3 protein-coding genes are annotated in these 21,081 nt (G+C 42.6%); all 3 read right to left on the reverse strand.

The window, feature by feature from the left end:
- The coding region (locus AB1349_00745; GenBank protein MEW6555865.1) for a hypothetical protein at nt 1-1,332 on the reverse strand (1,332 nt) is incomplete at its 3' end.
- Between the two features lie 66 nt (nt 1,333-1,398).
- Nucleotides 1,399-1,611 (reverse strand): four helix bundle protein, encoded by a 213-nt coding sequence (locus AB1349_00750; GenBank protein MEW6555866.1) that lies wholly within the window; start codon nt 1,609-1,611, stop codon nt 1,399-1,401.
- 39 nt (nt 1,612-1,650) lie between these two features.
- Entirely contained in the window at nt 1,651-21,057 is a 19,407-nt protein-coding gene (locus AB1349_00755) for a lamin tail domain-containing protein (GenBank protein ID MEW6555867.1), read from the reverse strand.
- Nucleotides 21,058-21,081 lie beyond the last annotated feature (24 nt).

Below are 21,081 nucleotides of genomic sequence, written 5' to 3' on the forward strand. Positions count from 1 at the left end.
TTTTTCGTCAAGTTTCTGTTTGGCTAATTCTATTTTCCTTTTTGCTTCTTCGTGATTCGGGTCAAGTTTTAGTACCTCTTGCCAGCCGGCAATTGCAAGTTCATATTCACCTTTCTGGAAATGCTTGAATGCGGATTCATAATGCAGTTTCATTAGCGCTTGTCGTCGTTCCGGCGTTAATTCCGGTACTTCTACCGGTGTTTCTTCAACAGCAGTTGGTTGTGGAGCGGGTGGTGGTGGCGGTGGTAGAATTTCAGCCGGTTTTTCTTCTGCAGGTTTTTCTCTTTTTCCCCTTTCCCTTTTCACTTTAACCTGCTTTTCTGCCGGTTCCCCCCCTTGTCTGAATGTTAACGATAGTCGATGACTGCCTGAAGTATCCGCAAGTTGTAAAGGCCACAAAAACGCATAATCCAGTTGGATACCGATATTTAGTATTACTTTATTGAAGGAGAACCCAGCGGTAATTTCACGGTCGCTTCCACCCAACCGTGCTGAATATGTATGTTTACTAAACCATGTTTCTAACCCACCGGCAATTTTCATATCGGCAACATTATTTTCCGGTTTTCTGTATGAGAAATCTACTGTAGGTATAATATCTTCAACAAATTTCCATTTCTCAATTTTGTAAGCGAGCCCTGCACGGTATTCTTGTGGTACAAAATCTTTATGATACAAGCCGACATCTGCTTTCACAAGATTTTTTACTGCTAACCCGATAGCGAGCCGTTCTGAAAAAGGCAACAGCAGAATCCCGATATCAGTCGTGAATGCACCTGCTGATGCCCCGTTTGCAAACACGGGGTCATTCAGCGATTTTGTTCGTTCATCTAACATATATTTATGTAGCAGATATTTTATTGAGACCCCGCCAAGTATTGGGAAAGGTGGCTCTTTATCCCAGAAAAATGGCGCAGTATCGTTCGCATATCCAAGCGCAAAGGTATCCTCGCGATAAAGTGCCGAAAGATAAGTATCGTTGATATTCAGCCCGAACGAACCGCTATTATCAGTTGGATAAACAAAACCTGTATGCATCTGCCCGAGATTGATATTATCAAGCCCTAAAAATAATTTGTTATACATAAATGTACCTTCAAGCGATTGGACATGTGCAATACCTGCAGGATTGAACGACATACCGCTTGCATCGTCAGCGACTGCAGTGAATGCGTTTGCGATACCGCCTGCACGGGCACCCCAGCCGGAATCTTTAAATGCAGGGTGTAGGGGGTAGGGGGTAGGGAGTAGCAAAATCAAAAACAATAAAGGCAGGGTGTAGGGTGTAGGGAGTAGGGTGTAGTAAAATAATAATCTAATAAATTTGTTCATATATTTTTTCTCTTTTTGATTGAAATAATTAGTGAGTTTAACATTTTTGAAATTTCTTGACAACTACTATACAAAAAATTGTAAATACTCACCTGCATGTTGTCTTCTATAACCTTCTGCTATATTAGATGGTATAGAAACCGCTGCTCTTCGTAGTTGCGAACTAATCCCATAGATTTCTGATTTTGGAAAATTCATTGTTATTTTATACACTGACACCGTTAATTTATATGCCTTCTGCCAAACTATTAAATCCTGATAACTTTTTAACTGCTCCATTTTCTACACCCTACACCCTACACCCTACACCCTTTTGTTTTATTTCGCTACCACTACTGCACCTGTATTCACCTTGCCGGTTACCGTTTCTACACGGTAGATATAGATGCCACTTTCTACCGGATTACCATCGTCATCTCTACCATTCCAAGATGCTACATCGTTTAGTGTTCTTATTTTCTTGCCGGTAATATCGTAAAGTTCTATCTTTTTGATTTCTGTCTGGGCTTGGAAATTGAGCGTCTCAGTTCCTACAGGACCTATATTATCAGGTGTTAAGAATTTTTCTTTTGCCTCAGGTTTCTCAGGCAAGATACCCACTGGGAACAGTGCATAATATGTGAAATGATTGATTGCTGCAGTGATTGTATTATTTGTAGTATTGACCTTTCCGCCAACATACCGCCATTCTAACCCATCGTAGTAATAGAGTCGCAAATTAGATTCCTGAAGCCCTGTAGATGTGCCATCTATTTTTTCAACAATACCGTTATTATCAACATCAAAATACAACAGTGACAGCATTGCTGGTTTCTTGAATACAACGGATGGTGTGAACTCAAACACGCAGACCGGCTTACCACCTGCGGCACGCCACGATGCTGCGATTTCTATTTCTTTTTTAGCCCACGGAACAATTATCTCGTTAGGATTATACTGTTTGATTTTTATTTCCGTTTTATTACCATCAGTGAACTGGACAGAAACCGCACCATCTAATCCATTCCCATCTGGCACAGTAATACCGCCTGTTGCAGTTGGCGTAGTTTCATACTCGGTGTTTACATCAACATTGTATGCGGTTGTTGACGAAATAGTAGTCGGTGTGTTGTACTGCAAGAATGTAGTATCGCCACCGCTACCCGCAATCACGCCATTACCTGCGACATCTTTTACTTCTATATAGTACTCAATTGCAGTAGTTGTAGTGATTCTTGCGGTTTGGAATGACAGAGTAGATACTGTTTTGGCACCAACAGAATAACTACCACTAACGAGTGTTGCCCAGCGCCATGTTGTCTCATCTGCTAATCTGTAGCGGACATTCACAGTTGAGATACCGGTATCGTATTGACTGCCGGTATTATCCGCGACTGATAGCTGGATTACCAGCACATCACCTAACAGCCGAATAGTTGTTGGGGTTGTTCTTGCGGTGATTGTTGGCGGCGTCATATCAGGCGAGAGTGCCAGTGTTGACGACCAACTGCTTTCAAGTGCGGTTGGTGTTGTTTTATCGCGTGCTTTCAGCCGATAGTAGTACCACCAGTATGGCTGTGCTGAGATATTGGAAGTAAATGATGTTGCGGTAGTAGTAGAGCCAATAGGATTCCAAGCAGGTGAGGCAGTATAGCCGCTGTGAGCCGCATACTGAACCTCGTAATTCAGAATATCCAACTCTGGATTAGGATTCCATCTTGTTGTAATTGAGGTCGCAGTTCGTGTGAATGGCGACGAAGTCCAAGTAGGCGACGACGGATTCGTATTGAATGCGACTGCAGACGAAGTTGACGAGACCATAGACAGATTCCCAGTTGAATCCTGTGTTTTTAGTGCAACATAATAGGTTCTATCCGGATAAAGCCCTGTAATAGCTTGTGTCTCAATACTACCGGGCGATTTAGTAACTTGAAGCCAGCGGGTGCCTTTTTGCGGGTTTGTACTGCTATCCCAGTCAACCGATGGAATAGAATCCCACCATGTATTATCAGATACTACTGGATATGTTGCATATTTTACAAGGTATTTTCCTTTATTAACAAGCGAGCCCGTCATACCATCGTCACCGGGTGCAGTCCATCTGAGATTGATATAGCCCTCTATATTTGAGCCAGATGCTACAAAATCGGTTGTCCTTGCTGGCGGTGCACTATCGTTCTTATATCCTTTTGTAGGATAACTGTAGACATACCAATCGTTTCTTGAATAGCCGGTATCATCAATATCAGTTGGAGAAGCATCTCTGCCTAATGATTTCGTTGCTGTAGCAGCAGACCAATCCGCGGCAGCAGCTGCGGTTTTAGTTGCGGGATACCACTGATGGAATGCGACTGCATCCGCCCAGAGACTGTCCCAGTCGGCTTTTTGTCCTTGTGAATACGCTACGAAATCAACCATATTGCCATCTGCATCTTCTAAATACAGAATACCTTCATATCCTCGTAGGTCATATGAGCCATAGACATCAAGATAGCCGTTATTATTTGAGTCAATAGTGGTTTCATCAACTGCGGCAGCAGAGGAACTGAAATTGACAACTAAATAACTACCAACTGGCAACCATACATTCGGGAATGTTTTTAGAACTGCTGGGGAATCACTGCCGGATTCTAACCCGTAAAGTTTCCAGTTCATCAATGTGACACTGGAAGTATAGGCGTTGTATATCTCTACCCAGTCATTACCATTTCCTACAAGTGGTGCAAGTTCGTTTATTCGGATATACGAGCCAACCCGTGAAGATGCGGCACCGAAGCCAACGTTAGACATTATTGCAAGATTCGGCTGTTCATCTTCGGTTTTGAGTGCAAAATAATATGTAGCACCTGGTGTAAGTTTACCAACATATTTAATTTCAGTTTTGTTAGGTGCTGATGGTGTCCAGGTATTGTTCCAATCTGTTACATTATCAAAACTAATATCGGTTATATTTGTCGGGCTATATTTTAACACATAGCCACTGGCGGTATTGGAACGGTTATCATCACCGACAGATGTCCATGTTAGTTTCACACTACCTCTATTTATACCTTGTGAGACAGAAAGCGTTGTGACCTGTGCAGGCGGTACTGTATCAGGCACACGATTTTTTTGACCCGGTGTAGGCGAACCCGGTGTCGGTGAGGCTGAAATATGCCATTCTGATTGTGCAGGATTTGTGCCATCAGTAGAATTATCATCACGGCTGAGTGAACGGTTTCTGGTGATATATTTTACATTAGCACAGTTATTCATAACATCGGTATCGTTACTACCGGTAGCAAGCGGACCTGTCCACTCTACTGCTGTAACTGCAGCATTATACAACGCTCTGAAATCGGTTGACCCTGAAATAGAGCCACTGGTATCAGAATAACAGACTGCATCTAATAGAGTGCCTGCAGATGAAACAATCACTATTACATCATCAGAATCAGTGAGTCCTGACTTATCCGTATAGACCTCGTAATAACTTGTCCCTTTTAATACCGGCACTGTCATATTTCGTGTGGATTGGTTGAATCTTAATACTAAATAATACTTTCCAGGTAGCGGCCAATCGCCTTCAAATGTCTCAAACGGCGTAGTAGATGAGTAGTAGGACTCATAAAACTGCAAGCCCTGTAAATTAACTCCACTACTGTTTGGATTATAAATCTCAAGCCAGTCATTGCCGTCGGAAGAATATTGGGACGGAGCAATTTCGTTGATACGAAGTGTAGAGCCTACACTGCCTGATTTGGCAGTTGCAGATGCTTGGGTTTTATTCACGGTTTTAGTATCTAACTCGGAGATATTGCCGGACGCATCTTTTGTCCGGATTGCAAAGTAGTAAGTAATACCGGGGTTCAAGTTTAATATTTTAGTTTCTGTAACACCGAGATTGCTTACAGACCAGTCCTGATAGTAGGTGACCGCATTACTCCACCATGCATTTGTAGATACAGAACTGGTTACTGGATATGTAGCATATTTCACAATATATCGGGCACCGCCTGTATTATTTCCGGAAGCACCATCGTTACCCGGCGCAGTCCATTGTAACTGCACAGTACCAGCGATGGTAGTTCCGGTTTGTGCTACTAAGTCATTTATTGCAGACGGCGGTATTGTATCCAACCCGTTAGTATTGACTGGTGATGGATACAAGTTTTCTACAAAATCATTATAATTGTTATTTGTATCTATACCATCCGGCGAACGCGTTAATGAACTTCCAGAGGCACTTTCTGGTGCTGCAGAACCTCCTTCTGCCAGCGGGTCTGATTCATAACCTTCATAGCCGACAGTATCCATCACATCACCATTAGAATGTTTCAGCCGAATACCGCAAGTTGCAGAATTATACATTGTAGCAGATACAGAATAAGTAGAGTCAACAGTGACATATTGAATTGTATCCTGCTGTCCTAACAAGAAATAGCCGTTTGGCGAGATTGTACCTGATGGGATACTAAGCAGTTCTTTCGGTGCTGACCAGTCCGTATTGTTTGTTTTTTCTATTCGCCAGCCTGCGAGATTTATAGTTGATGCAGACAGATTATAGAGTTCCAGCCATTCGTTGCCTTCATCAGTGCCTGACGGGTCGTATACGAACTCGTTAATTACTACTTTATCCATTTTCGGCTGTGTAGCGGCGATATTAGAGAGCCCGGATGAGTTAGGGGGGGGAGCATCGTCTAACACTTTCATTGCAAAATAATAATTGATATCCACTGGCAGCCGAACCGTTAGTGTCTGAGTTAACCCAGCGGGCAGTGGCTCCGGGATATCAGTCAGTTTAGTTGCCGTGTTGAACTGTGTATCATTAACTATTTCCTGCACGGTAGAATATCTGATATCGTATTTGGATGCGATACCGGTATTCCAATCATCGCCTGTAGCAGTCCATGTAAGTAACACCTCGCCATGCGAAGACCCTTCTGCTGCAACGAGGTCGTTGATTGTAGATGGTGGTGTTGTATCCGCGCCAATACCGGTTTGAACCGGCCCGTATTGAACCAACCCGGACTCGTTACCTGATTTGTCCATCACAAGCACTGCGATATAATAATTTGAGCCATCTACAAGTGCTGTACCTTGACAGGTGGTTAAGACGCAGCCGGTACCTGCTACATTAGTAATCACTTTTTCAGGAATCAGTGTCCCATCCCATTGCAAATCTGCGTCAGTAATTGCTGAGCCGGCTTTTACAAACACATAATATCTTGAAAAATCGGCTGCAGTAGAACTGCTCCATGAAACATTGATTGCACCACTATTAGAGCCTGCTGCGGATAGCACTGCGATATTTGATGGTGATGTAGTATCCGGTGCTGGATTTTCTGCTGTATTTTCATCAGTAGTAAGTTCATAAATCCGTTTCTGATATTTGATATACTGTCTTGCCAGTCGGCGGTCGTAAATAATGAACTGGTTTTCATCATTCTCGGTATCTGCACGTGGTGTCCAGTTGAAACTGCCGGAAACGATTATATCTTTATCAATCACTATCAATTTAGAATGCATAATTGCACCGGTCGGATTATCATCTTTGCGGACATTCCAACCTGCCAAATCCCAATCACCGTAAGGGCAGCCACTCATACTGGCTTGACTGCGGTCAAACACACCTTGAACCACCAGCCCGCGGTTTTTAGCACCTGAAATTGCACCTTCTATAGTATCATCAGTAAATGTAAAAATATCAAAGAAGACAGATTCCTTTGCAGTACCAACTAATGAGGCGAGCCCGTTTGCAGTCTGTGCATCCGGCGAGAACCTGATATCTATCGGCACTGTGCGGTCTGGCAAATTCACAGTTGTAGATATTGACGAGACCCGTCCTGCATAATTGTAGTATTTTTTATATTCTTTGAAATAGCCCCACCACATCGCTTCAAACTCTTTTTGATACACTGCCGCAACATTTGTAGAATGGATAATCACGCAATCGTTATCCTGTGGCTGCAGTCCATCAACTGTATAGTTAACAGAGCCGGTTTCTACAGACCTGCCATCTACAACAATAAACTTATGGTGCATTATTGGGCTATCAATCTGGGCAGAACACCATTTAACATTCTGACTCAACTGGCTTGGCAGGGTCGGGTTAGACGATAATGTGTATGGGTCTACAATTAACCGGACAACCACACCGAGATTCGCTTTAGTATTTAACGCATTTATAATATCACTATTGATAAACGTATAGATACTCACATAGATGTATTCCTGGGCACTATTGATAAGATTCAGGAGTTCGTTTTTCAGCTGACTTGTGCCTGCAATTGTTGCAGGTGTGAAATATGATTTTATATCTTCTGACAATGGCACTGCTGCACCAGGCCAGTTATAGTCCGGCTCTTTGGGGCTTTGAGAACTATGCGGTCTGCGAACTGACTGGCTTGAGAAGTCAACTGAATTATTATCAGTATCTACAATCGCACCATTCGGGCTACCGGGTTTTCGGTAGAAACTGCCAAGTGCTGGAATATCCGTAACTGAAAATGATGAAATCGGTGTGCCTTCATAAAGCTCAGTATCCGAAGAGGCAATCACACCAAAACTAACACGGTCTATCGTGATTTCTGCACTATCTGTTATCTGCCAGGTAGCGCCGGTATCATTCGCACCTGATGTAAACTCAGCATCAGGCACAATCTTCCACTTGAAATCACTATGTGCAAACAGATAGAACCCATTACTTTCAATAATTTTGCCAGATGGCACAGTCGCTCTTGTATAATAGCCAGTGCCACTGTTATATTGCAATTTCCAGCCGCTTATATTCATATCCTCATTTGTCGGATTATAAAGTTCCACAAACTCATCACTACCGCTATCAGGTCCTTCAAATGCAAACTGGCTAATTACAATATGTTCAGCACCAGTGATAGTCCGGGTAGCATCAGAAGTAACATAATCTGTTGCAAGCCCATCCTGATTATACGCCCAGATACGGAACCAGTATGAAGTAGATGGCAGCAGTCCTGTAACATCTGCGGTGTTAGCCACAAAATTATCGGTATAAGTTATAAATGTAGTAATGCTGACTACAAAATTGTCAGTAGAGCGAGATATACCATACCTTGTGCCTTCTGGATTGTTATTGGGTAAAAAAGTAAATGTGATTTCGTTATGTGTGATATTGGTGAAACTGATTGTTGTCGGTGGGTTAGCAAGTGTAGATTTTGTCGCAGTATTAGACGCAGAACTCTCACCAACTGCATTGTATGATTTTACATACGCTGAATATGTAGTATTGATTAACAGCCCTGAGGTCTGTGTCCAGGAAGTAATACCAGCACCGACTGTGCCTGATAATCCGCCGGTAGAATTATAAATACGGAAACCGGTTTCACCAATAGAGACATCCTGCCACGACCACTGGATACTCGTGGTTGATAATGCGACACCGGTAAAGTTCTGCGGTGGTGCCGGCGCAGTAAGCGTTGGTGGGCTTGTGGTAGGTCCTAATAGCGCACTGTTTAATACACTCGGGTCTGTATCATAGACACTGATATAGAAATAGTAGGTTGCATTTTCAGATACTGATAACTGGTGCGAAGTACCCGGATATAGCACATTTGTGATTAAGTTCGGGTCAGCGACCGCACCACCTGTAGTTGTAGAATACAATGCATAATAACTGATATCGCCCGGGTCTGGTGATGGCGGTTCCCATCTTATATCTACTTTAGATATTGACGACCGATATATTGTGAAATTGGTAGCGACATCAGGGTTCAAATCCTGCGCATAACCTGTTGCTGCGTTAGAGATTGCAGAGTAATTACTGACTTCATCTATCGCCCAGATACGGAAATAATAGGTTGACGCGGGGACAAGTCCTGCGACTACATAATTTACATATGTATTTGGTACAATACCAGAAGTTGAGATATTTACTTGTGCATTAGCAGTTGACCATACAACAGGTGTATAACTTGAGTACTGAATCGTATAAGAGCCGTTCAGCACACCATAATAACCATTATCATCATTAGTAGTTGTCCAGGCTAGTTTTACAGCGCCATCCGTTGTGCCAGGTTGTGCCGCAAGATTAGTAATTGCATCCGGTGAAATATCGTCATTTGCTCTGCCTTTGGTTGGGTTTAAGAATGTTTTCCAATCGTTTCTACTTGTGCCTGTGACATCGTCACTATCTACGGAATCAATATTTCTGCCAAAAGAAACGCCGTGCGCACCACTAGACCAGTTAAACGCATCTGAAACCAAGCCGCCTGCAGGCGACCACTGATGATATTGTACTGCACCAAGATAACCTGCCTCAGTTGCCCAGATACGGCTCCAGTCAACCGCATCACCACCTGAATATGCAACAAAGTCAACTATCGTACCACCATTATCACGTAACGCAACTACACCTTCAAACCCACGTAAATCAACTGATGCGTATACATCCCACCAGCCATTCTCACCTTTATCTGATGTCTCATCGGCAGCAGTAATATTCAAATTAAGCACTAAATACTCGCCAGCACCAATGGTGATGTTGGGTATTGTTTCTTTGATTGTAGATTCTCTATAATCACCTGCTTTTATAGCAACAACTGACCAGTTATTTATATTGATTGATTGGTTTGTAGCGTTATAAAACTCTATCCAGTCCTGCCCGTTTGATTGAAGTGGTGCGACTTCATTTATCCGAATATTTGAGCCAACAATCGCAGATGCAGATGAAGAAACCACATTTGAGATTAGAGAACTATTACCTTGCTCATCTTCTGTTTTTATAGCAATATAACAGACCGCACCGGGCAGCAAAGTACCAACCGTATAACTTTCATTAGTTCCAGGTGAACCAGGCGGCCAAACGATATCATTAGATATATTATCACGAGACGCACTTTCATAATTTGTTGCATTATCCCAGTCATAATCATTATTGATTGGGTTTAAAGAATATCTAACCATATAGCCACTTGCTGTATTGGCAGTCCCATCCTCTGCTACCGCGGTCCATTGAAGTTTGATAGTACCGCGGTTTTCACCAACAGTGCAGACCAGGTTAGTAATCTGTGCAGGCACAACCGTATCAGGAACCCAGTTTTGAGTACCTCTTGTAGGGTCGCCCGGTGTAGGTGCGGCTGAAACATGCCATTCTGCACTTGAAGGGCTTGTCCCATCAGTTGATTTTTCATCTCTACTAAGTGAATAGTTACGGGCATAGTACCGATAGTTTACAGCATCAATATCACCATCAACAACAGCATACCACTGGTTATTATTGGCTATCGCAAAATCATATGCGTCATCGAACTTATCTGAAATATCTTCATTACAATTGCTATAAAATAGTGCATCAATCCAAGTTCCTGAATTGTTTTGTAGTATTATTCCACTACTGCCGGAGGTGCCTGTTCCGGGGCCTGTCAGCCCAGGGCAATCAGTTGCAATCTCATAACTATTCTCGTTGATTTGAACCGGGTTAGACATATTTCTTGTGCGGTTGAACCTCAACACCAAATATGAACCAACTGGAAAATTCCAGTTCCCTTCAAATTTTTCAAACGGTGTACTCGTGCTGTCATAAATCTCGTATATTTTCCAACCATATATATCGGGCGTAGTAGGTCCGGGATTGTAAAACTCTATCCAATCATCACCGTCAGACGAATACTGTGAAGGTGCAACCTCATTGATAACTATCTGCCCACCAATAGTGCCTGTGGATGCTTTTGCAAACGCCTGTGAGTAGGCAGTGGTGCCATTATCTAAATCAGAGACATTGCCCATATCATCAATAGTTCTGATACCAAAATAAAAGGTTACGCCGGGTGATAACACAAGTATCTGCTGTTCAGAAACACCCTGATTAGCAACCGAAATTGTAGACGGATACAGTGTCGCTTGAGCCCACCAGACCTCAGAACTGCCTGTTACAATATATGTGGAATACCGTAAATCATAATACGCAGGTGAGATATTATTGCCGGTTGTATCATCATCACCGGGCGCAGTCCATCTAACAATTATTTCACCAGGATTGATACCAGTTAATGCAGACAAATTGGTGATTGCTGATGGTGGTATGTTATCAATCCCACTATATGTTGAATTTCTTGGGCTTCTATCACCAGCAGATTTAACTGTAAAGTCGTTAAAATTATTATCAGTATCCTGACTGTTTCCATTTATTGTATCATCCGGTTCTCTAACCAAACAATTTCCTGAACCCGGTGCCGATACTGCGGCGCCTTCAGGGTCAACAGCACTGCCATATCCTATTTTGTCAATTTCAATACTTAAATTGTCTGTTATTCTTACATGACCTGAACTATCACTAAAACCTAACGAAGTAGCGGTTTTGATATCTACTGCAACACCTTCAATTGTATCTGCGGCTGCAATCAAATAATATCTTTTTGAATTTATAGATGTTCCAGCCGGGATGGTTATTTTATTAGACCAACTCCCACCACCGCCTGTTTGATACTGGACTACCCAGTTGCTTATATCAATACTACTATCAGTCGGGTTAAACAGTTCTACGGATTCGCCGGGGGTAGAATTAACTGCCAGCCGACTTATCACTATATGGTCTGCGGGCGTAGTATCAGGCTGGGTCTCTGCAACTGCAAGGTTAGAGCGACTGGACCAGTTATTCACATCATCACGGACTTTTAGCACAAAATAATACTGTGTGCCGTTGTTTAATCCAGCAACTTCAAAAGTTTGTTTCTGCCCGCTAAATAATGGTGTCGGGGGAAACGCGACAGCAGTTGCATTGATAAAATCTGATTCAGTCATTATCGGATTAATAGAATACCTGATATTATATGCAGATGCTAACCCAAACGAGCCATCATCACCTGTACAGGTCCATTCTAATAGTATCGTGCCTAATGTACTGCCGGTATATGCGACAAGGTCTAATATCTGTGCTGGCGGTGTGATATCGGCTCCACCAGAAGTAACAGGACCGAATACCGAGCCGGATGCAAGTGTGGACTCGTTGCCCCATTTATCAGCCGCGGTAATTGCAATCCAGTATGAGTTCCCATCTATCAACTGCGCACCACCACAGGTTGTCAGTTGCGTACCTGTTAGTGTAATATTGTTGATTGCTGCTTCCGGTATTATTTTGCCATCAATCCCGCCACCCTGTCCTTCGTCTACATAGCCATTGCCATCATCATCAGTTGCGTTTGCAAAATAGGTTGTATTACCAAATGGCTCAGTGCTTGAAATAAACACATAGTATTTTGAGAAGCCACTATCACCTGTTCCACCGGAATATGTATTCCAATTAACAGAGATAGACCCCGGCCCGGACGGTGTCGCCGAGGAACCGGTAACAGAGAGTGGTGCAGTGACATCAGCAGGTGGATTATTTTCGCCAATACCTAATGTATAAACCCGTTTGAAATACTTTACATACTGGCGTGCAAGCCGTGCATCATCTATTATAACCATATTTTCATCATTTGAAGAAGATGCATTGTTTGATAAATTAGTAGAACCCGTTACCACTTTTTGCTGGTCTATAACCATTAGTTTGTTGTGGAGTTGAACTTCGCTACCAGGTCCTGATAGATATCTTATAGTTATCCCTGCGGTATTAAAATCATTATAGAGTGTATCGGATTGAGTATCATCTATTATTCCCTGTACTGCACGACCGTTGTTAAATGCGGTTTGAACATCATTATCCAAAAGCGTACCTACACTGAAACTGTATACCGCGAAGAAAATACTTTCTTGCGCATTCTGGACAAGTGAACGCAGTGTTGTATTTACCGGGTTGTTTTGTGGTGAATAATAATTTTGTATGGATGTCCCAGCGATAGTTAGATTTGTTGTTGGTGAGGTCTGCTTGTATGCGCCGAAATAGCCCCACCACATCTGCTTGAACTCAGCTTCATAATTTTTAGCTAATGTAGTTGACTGAACTACCATAAAATCATTATTCTGGCTGGTTAATGCACGGTAAGTTGGTGGCTGAACACTATCAAAATTGCCAGAACCAGTCCATACAATGCGGCCATCAACTACCACGAACTTTGAATGCATAAGATAACTGAACTCGTAAGGTCGCCATTTCACTTTGGAACCTGCAAAATTGGTTTGCGCAAATGATATAGCAGCATTACCGGCAACCACTCGGACAGTAATGCCGGCAGCTGCCCTGTTTTTCAGTGCGGTTGCTATCTCGGTATCATCCTGCTGATAAATCGCTACATAGATATAACTCTGTGCAGAATTGATTAAGTTTAAGAGCGATTGTTTTGCCTCACTATTGGTAGGTCCGATGGCTGTATATGTTGGAGTATTGAAATATGATTTTACCCTTTCTGTAAGTGCTGCTAATGGAGAAGGCCAGTTTGTATCCGGCTCTACAGGGCTGTTTGTGTTTCGTGGAATACGGCGTGTCCGATTATAGAAATCAGTCGCATTATTATTTGTATCGTAATTGTTACCTGACGGGTTACCAGGCTTGCGTTCAAGCGAGCCAGAAGCGGTTGCTTGAACTGCGGTAGCACTAAGTTCAGGCGCTGAGGCAGTTCCCCAGCCAACCCTATCAATTTCATTCCCGGAAGAATCCAGAAGGCGCCAGTGCCCGCCAGTATCCGCAGTATCAAAATAGTATGTACAGTTTTTAACTACACTGGCTGCAAAACCGGTTGATGCAAACAGATAATAACTGCCTGTAGAAAGCGTGATACCCGCAGGGACTGTTGAAACATTCGTTGTCCAATCAATACCATCAGCAGAATACTGCACAACCCAACTGGAAATACTGACCGCGGCTGCAGATGAATTATAAATTTCTACAAACTCGTCAGTAGAACCATTAGCACCTTTGGTTGTAAACTGGCTAATCACGATATGTGGCGGTATTGTGTGAGGTACAGTGCTGATAGTTGTTGAATAGACACTTACATGGCCGGTATAATCACCTGCAGTTATTTTGTAATAATATGTGGCGCCATTTTGAAGCCCTGTATGGATATACGGACTACTTATTGTAGACGCGGTAGGTGTTGTGCCGATAACAAACCAACTAACAGTATCCGGTGGCTGACTATCACAATAGATTGTGTAGGATGAAATATCCAGTTCGGTATTAGCAGTCCACCAGAGCTGGATTTCAGTATCACCCGCAAGTACTGATAAGCCCTGTGGCTGTGATGGTATCAAGTCCTGTGCAGATGCATATGCAGATGTATTTACCGTCGGAACATCCGCAGACGAGTTCCATACAGACCAGTTGTTGTTGTCATCCTGTGCCTTGATTGCGAACCAGTAACTTGTGCCAGGTGTTAAATTGTAAAATGTTGTTGTGCAGGCAGTTAAAGGTGTTAATGAAGTTGTTGAAATATCTACAACTGTTGCAAATGTTGAGGATGTATTTGTAAAATTAGCCGATGTAACTATCCCAACAGACGAATAATTTATGCGGAAAGTGCCGGTTAAATTGCCGACGGTTCCATCATCACCAGGTGCCGTCCAGTTCAAAATAATTGAACCCTCAAGCAATCCTGTTAATCCTGTCAAATTGGAAATCGCTGCAGGTTGCATACTGTCCAGATTAGGATAGTTTGCATAACCCGGTGTTGAAGATGGTGTGATTGCAAAATCGGTATACGAATCGGTATCAGTTGAATTTATATCACGCCCTGTAGTGGTTGTTGCGGTAATTGTTGAGATATTGATACAGGCAGCTTGCACGGTTGCATCATCACCGGTTCCACCTGTCCCATCTGCAACAGCACCTGTCCAGGCAGTTGAACTTAACGCAGTATTGTAGTTGCCTTCAAAAGCTGTTGTCGTCTCTCCATCTCTATCAGAATAGCAGACACCATCTACCCAAGTATCATCGCCTGCAGGTATCTTTATTGATAGCACCTCATCAGTAGCGACCAGCCCTGTATCTGTTGTATAAAAATCCCAATATCCGTTCCCATTTGTATCGCCAGTAGTATCATCTTCATCCGCAGTAGACGAACTGAACCAGATAACTATGTAATCGCCTGTTGCAGGATTGAACGACCCTGGAAATGCTTTTCTTAATGTTGAGCCCTCAAAAAATCTGTAGCCAGAATAATTTCCACCTGCTGTGACACATATTTCTACCCAATCATATCCGCCTGTTACCGCAGGTGCGATTTCGTTTATTAGTAAATTAGCCGCAGCAGGTGGTGGAGCGGTTGTAGAACTTGAATTTACATCACTGTAATAGTTTGTGGGGATACCGGCACCGTTATATGCCCAGACACGAAACCAGTATGTTGTGTTAGCAGATAGCAGATAGCAGATAGTAGTAGCTGCTGTAAGACCACTGGCATAATTTATAAATGTAATCTCATTCCCAAATCCTGGTTCTGTGGAACGGGAAAGCCCGTATCGTGTTCCATCAGGATTTGTATTCGCAGACCAATTAAGATTTATTGATGAGGAATCGTTTGTGGTTGCTACAAAATCAGTCGGTGCTACTGCGAGCGTATAAGTAGAAACTGTGGAAGTCCACGAGGCACCATAAGTGTTGGTCGCACCTGCACAGACAGTATATTGTGTATTAGTTGATAGATTGAGTTGCCACCAACTTGTTGTCCCACCTGATACCGGTACTGTAATTGAACCTAAACCTACCCAGTAATTAGACGGCCAAGTTCCTGTCGCTATAAAAAGTCCATCTTCGTTATTTGCATTGTCTTGAAACCGCCATACTACTGAACTTGTGAATACCTGATAGGCGGTTAAATTGCTGGGTGCGAATGGTGGACCTGCATATGGTATCGTGTTAATAATTGTAGAATATGCGCTTTCGTGGCCTGTTTTATCAACCGCAGTCATTCTATAAACATGGCTGGTGCCGTTTTGTAAGCCAGTATCATAAAAAGTAGTAAATGTATAAGGTGTTGTGCCGGGACTTAACTCATCAGCAAAATCGTACGGGTCTGAAGTATCGCGGTATATTTTGTAGTAATTCAAATCCGTCTCGGAATTAGCAGTCCAGGAAAGTTGTATCTGCGTATCACCTGCAAGTGCTGTAAAATTTGAAGGTGCGGCAGGTGTTAAATCCTGTGCAGATGCGTAAGCAGAAGTGTTCACAGTTAAAACATCAAACGACGAGTTCCAGACTGACCAAAGCTCTGCATCATCCTGTGTCTTGAGCGCGAACCAGTAAGATGTTCCTGGTGTTAAATTGCAAAATGTTGTTGTGCAGGCAGTTAAAGGTGCTAATGAAGTTGTTGAAATATCTACAACGGTTGCGAATGTTGAGGATGTATTCGTAAAATTGGCTGCTGTAACTATCCCAACAGACGAGTAATTTATGCGGAAAGTGCCGGTTAAATTGCCGACGGTTCCATCATCGCCAGGCGCAGTCCAGTTAAGCACGATAGAACTTTCTGTAATACCTGCCAGTGCGGTTAAGTTAGAAATTCCAGCCGGTTTACTTTGGTCGGTTACTGTATAGACACTATTTACTTTTCCTGGTGTGCCCCAACTGGGGTCAACAATTGAAGTTGACAATGTACAACTACTCCAGTTAACATCATTATCACTACCAACTAGGTCAATTTTTTCTAATGTAATACCATTAGAAGCAGGACCCCAACTAGATAAAAATGTTACACTGCTAATAAGAGTTCCACCAACAGCAGTACTTAAATAAATGGTGTCACCGGTATCTGTGATAGACATACTATTAGTATCAAAATATGTAACACCACTTAAATCATATCCGTATCCAGCACCACTGAATAATGCTGCACTTTCAGCCGCAACAATATAAGAATTAGCATATATTGTTGTACCATTAGGAATTGTTATATCATTATTACCATCATTAATAATCCAGCCTGATAGGTGTATATCATTCCCTGTATTATTATACAATTCTATCCACTCACCATTTGTATCGCCGAGCGCGGTAGGAGCATCATGCATTATCTCATTTATTACAACATCGCCGAGTGAAGGTGTGTAAACTGGTACAGGTGCGGTTGCACTGCTGGTTGTAATATATGCGGTTTCTATCTGGTCACCGTTGTATGCCCAGACACGGAACCAGTAGGTAGTATTCGCAGATAAATCATACACGGTTGTTGTGTTACCGATAAGTCCTGCTGCAAAGTTATAGGCAGTTGTAGATACATAGAAATCTGTAGCAGTTGCATAACTTACACCGTATTTCGTTGCGGGGGCTGGATTATCGTTAACATCCCATGTAAGATTTATTGATGAGGAATTATTGGTAGTCGCAGCAGGATTTGTTGGCGGTGCGGCTGCAGTAGAACTGGTAATTGATACAGACCAACTGCTACCTGCTATATTAAATGCCTCTGCATATCTTGTACATGGTGTATTAGTTCCGAGATTTATTTCCCACCAACTTGTTGTTCCCGTCCCGCTTAAAGGTCCAAGATTTTCTGAAAGACGGGTATAATCGCCGGATGAAACATATAATCCCGTTTCGTTTGTTGCGTTATCTGTGAATGTCCATTGGATTGATGAAACGTACACAGCGGTCGGACGTAAATTGCTCGGAGCGGTGGGTGGACCGACTTTTGTCATCGTGCTGTCTTGAATGTATGCGGTCTGTATCTGGTCTTCATTGAAAGCAACTATTCTGAACCAGTATGTTGAATCAGCGGTTAGATTAAATACCGTTGTATTATCTGCGGTAAGATTTTGGGCAAAGGTTACAGCAGTTGAAACACTTACACCATAACACTCAGGATTGCTTGAAATAATCACGCCATATCTTGTCCAGGCGGGATTGATTGTTGAATTATGAGACCAATTAACTGTAACGGATGAATAACCCACAAATGTGAATGTAGAAACAGCGGGTAATGGTGGTGCTGCAAGTGTATAGGTTGTTGCGGCATTTGACAACGGGCTTTCACCGGCAGTGTTTGTGGCGACAACTACTCTGTAATATGATGTATTCGCTATAAGATTGCTCTCAGTCCAGTTGACAACATCAGTATTAAGTGATGGTGATGCTGGATTGCCAGACGGCGAAGTTGTGTATCTCACTCGGTAGCCACTTTCACCCGCTACATTGTTCCACGACCACTGAATTGAATAGGTTGATAAAGCGACACCTGTAAAGCCCGTCGGTGCATCCGGTGGGTTTTCAAAAGAGATAGTTGACGCTGCAATGTTAACACTTGCTACATCAGCAGACGAATTCCATACAGACCAGTTGCCAGCATTATCGCAAGTTTTTATCGCAAACCAGTATGTTGTATAAGTATTCAAATTATAAAATGTAGTTGTCTGAAAAGTCAGTGCTGATGTTTGAGTTGAAATATCTACGACTGTCGCAAAAGTAGAAGAAGTATTTGTAAAATTAGCCGATGTAACTATGCCAACTGATGAATAGTTTATTCTGAACAAACTGCCAGACCGAAGATAATCGGAATTCTCATTATCGCCAGGCGAAGTCCATTCAAGTTTTATAGAACCAAGCACGCTACCAGCGAGTGCAGTTAAGTTAGAAATCCCAGCAGGTGCTTTATTATCAAACCCGAGTTTTGCAGTACCACCGATACCCAGCGTTGTAGCAGTTGACGAAGTATAGCCACTGCCATCTTCAGACCAGACACGCCACCAGTATGTGCCATTGTCAGTAAGTTGTGGCCATTGATATCCGGTTGTTCCCTGTGGAATTAACGCAGATGTGTAATCAACAAATTTGTATATGAATGTAGAATCAGACGAGACCTGTAAATGAAATTTTAAGTCGTTTGCTGGAACAGGTCCTGATTGCGTAAACGAAGAAATTATTATTGACGAATTCGTCCATTGCATTGAATATAATGTAGTTGCAAGCCCTTGGCTTGCTAATTGTGTCAGTCCTGAAGGTAAATAGGGCTTGATAGCAGAAACATAACAGTATGCAGATGTATTCACAGTTAAATCATCAGCGGTTGATTTCCATACAGACCAGTTTGACGATTCATCAACAGTTTTGATAGCAAACCAGTATGTAGTATTCAGGTTCAAGTTAAAAAATGTTGTTGTCTGGTAAGAAAGCGCAGTAGTTGCAGTTGATATATCAACCACATTTGCGAATGTTGAAGTTGTATTTGTAAAATTAGCAGATGTAACTATCCCAACAGACGAATAATTTAGCTTGAAACTGCTGCCCGAGATAAGGTCACCGGTATCGCCGTTATCTCCAGGTGATGTCCATTCCAATTTTACCTGTCCTTCGTTTGTTGTAGACGCAATCGCGGTCAGATTTGAGATTGGTGATGGTGGTGTGGAGTCAACTAAAGACCTCAAAATACACATATCAAACGACTGGCGGTCTGAAAGCGAGTTTGTTTCTACTTTGGTTATATTACCCCAAGACGCACCATTCCATTTCTGCCAAGCAACCGCGTAGCCAACTGTATCGCTAGAAGTATTCACCATCAAATACATCTCATCGCTTGAAGGTGCTTCCTCTCTCACAAGCTGATACCAGCGACCTTGCAGGTCAACCCCCCAATCGCTTGCTTGAGAAACCACTGACCAACTTGTAGAGCCGTTTGGTCTTGTTGTGTATGAAGGTGCTGTATTGTTTGAAGAAGAAAACGCAATCAGGCAATCACCACTGCCGCGTTCATAATTCACATCAAATCGTTGCGATAAATTACCACTACCATAACCACCAGTTGTATTCCCAGAAATAAAACTACCAGTAGTTCCCCAAGCAGAACCATCCCAGGTGACACAAGCAAGCCGGACAGTATCTGCAGGGTCTTCTAAATAATTGAATACAAGTTGAATCTCGTCAGAACCCGGTTTTGCTATAAGTCGTACCCATTGTGTTCTTGTAGAGTATGTGATATTATATCCAACACTAATTGGCACTGCCGCCCAGCCAGAAGATGACCCTGTAGAATAACTTAACGAAGTAGTATTATTTGTATCAACAAAGACAACCATTGCATCACCGGAATTTTGCTCTATTGCTAAATCAAACCGCCGAGGCATCCCGGTTGAATCATCAGAACCTAATGCAGACGCTATCGCATAATCGCTATTTGCCCAAATACTATTACTTAAATCGTATACATCTACATATAAATACGAGTCATTTGTTAAAGCAACACAGATAACTTTATCATCACTTGGCAGTGGCTCAAGCCGTATCCATCTGTATGTCTCACTTGGGAAATCTGTTGACTGTTCATTACCCCACGAAGCATTATACCAGGTTCTATAGCGTGGGATACCGGTATTAGCAAATCTATAAACAATAATTCCGCTGGAAAGATTATTCTCAAAATATGTGAAATCAAATTGTTGTATATTAGGAGTGCCACCACTTATTCGCCAGTAATCAGTGGTACCTGTGGGTAGCCATGCAGAACCATTCCAGTATCTTGATTGATAGGATCTACCATCACTACTTAATGTTACTAAAACCGCCTCGTTGCTGACTGGATTTGCTTTAGCAACCCAGTATGATGTCTGGTCTTCAGAACCTGCTGGTGTTGGCATTGACAGTTTGGTTTCACCACCTACAAAGCCACCTGCGGATGAGGTAGAATACGATGGTGAAAACGGACCTGCAGAAGTTGAAGATGAGAAATATACCATCACACCTTCAGTTGCGTAAATAATGGGGACGGAGGAAAGTAGAAAAACAGTAACGAGGAACGTTGAACTGGTAACGAGCTGTAAAATTCTACCCGACTTCAGTCGGGGTTCCCAAGACTTAAACCACTTGTAGACGGCATTTAAGTGCCGTCTACCGAATATTGTATCAATTATGGTTTTGAGTGGTTTCATTTTATCTATTTACGACAGCATCCA

The organism is Elusimicrobiota bacterium (assembly GCA_040757695.1).
GTDB lineage: Bacteria > Elusimicrobiota > UBA8919 > UBA8919 > UBA8919 > JBFLWK01.

Coding starts and splice junctions, on each gene's coding strand:
- AB1349_00750 (MEW6555866.1), bottom strand. CDS start 1,611: ATGGAGCAGTTAAAAAGTTATCAGGATTTAATAGTTTGGCAGAAGGCA.
- AB1349_00755 (MEW6555867.1), bottom strand. CDS start 21,057: ATGAAACCACTCAAAACCATAATTGATACAATATTCGGTAGACGGCAC.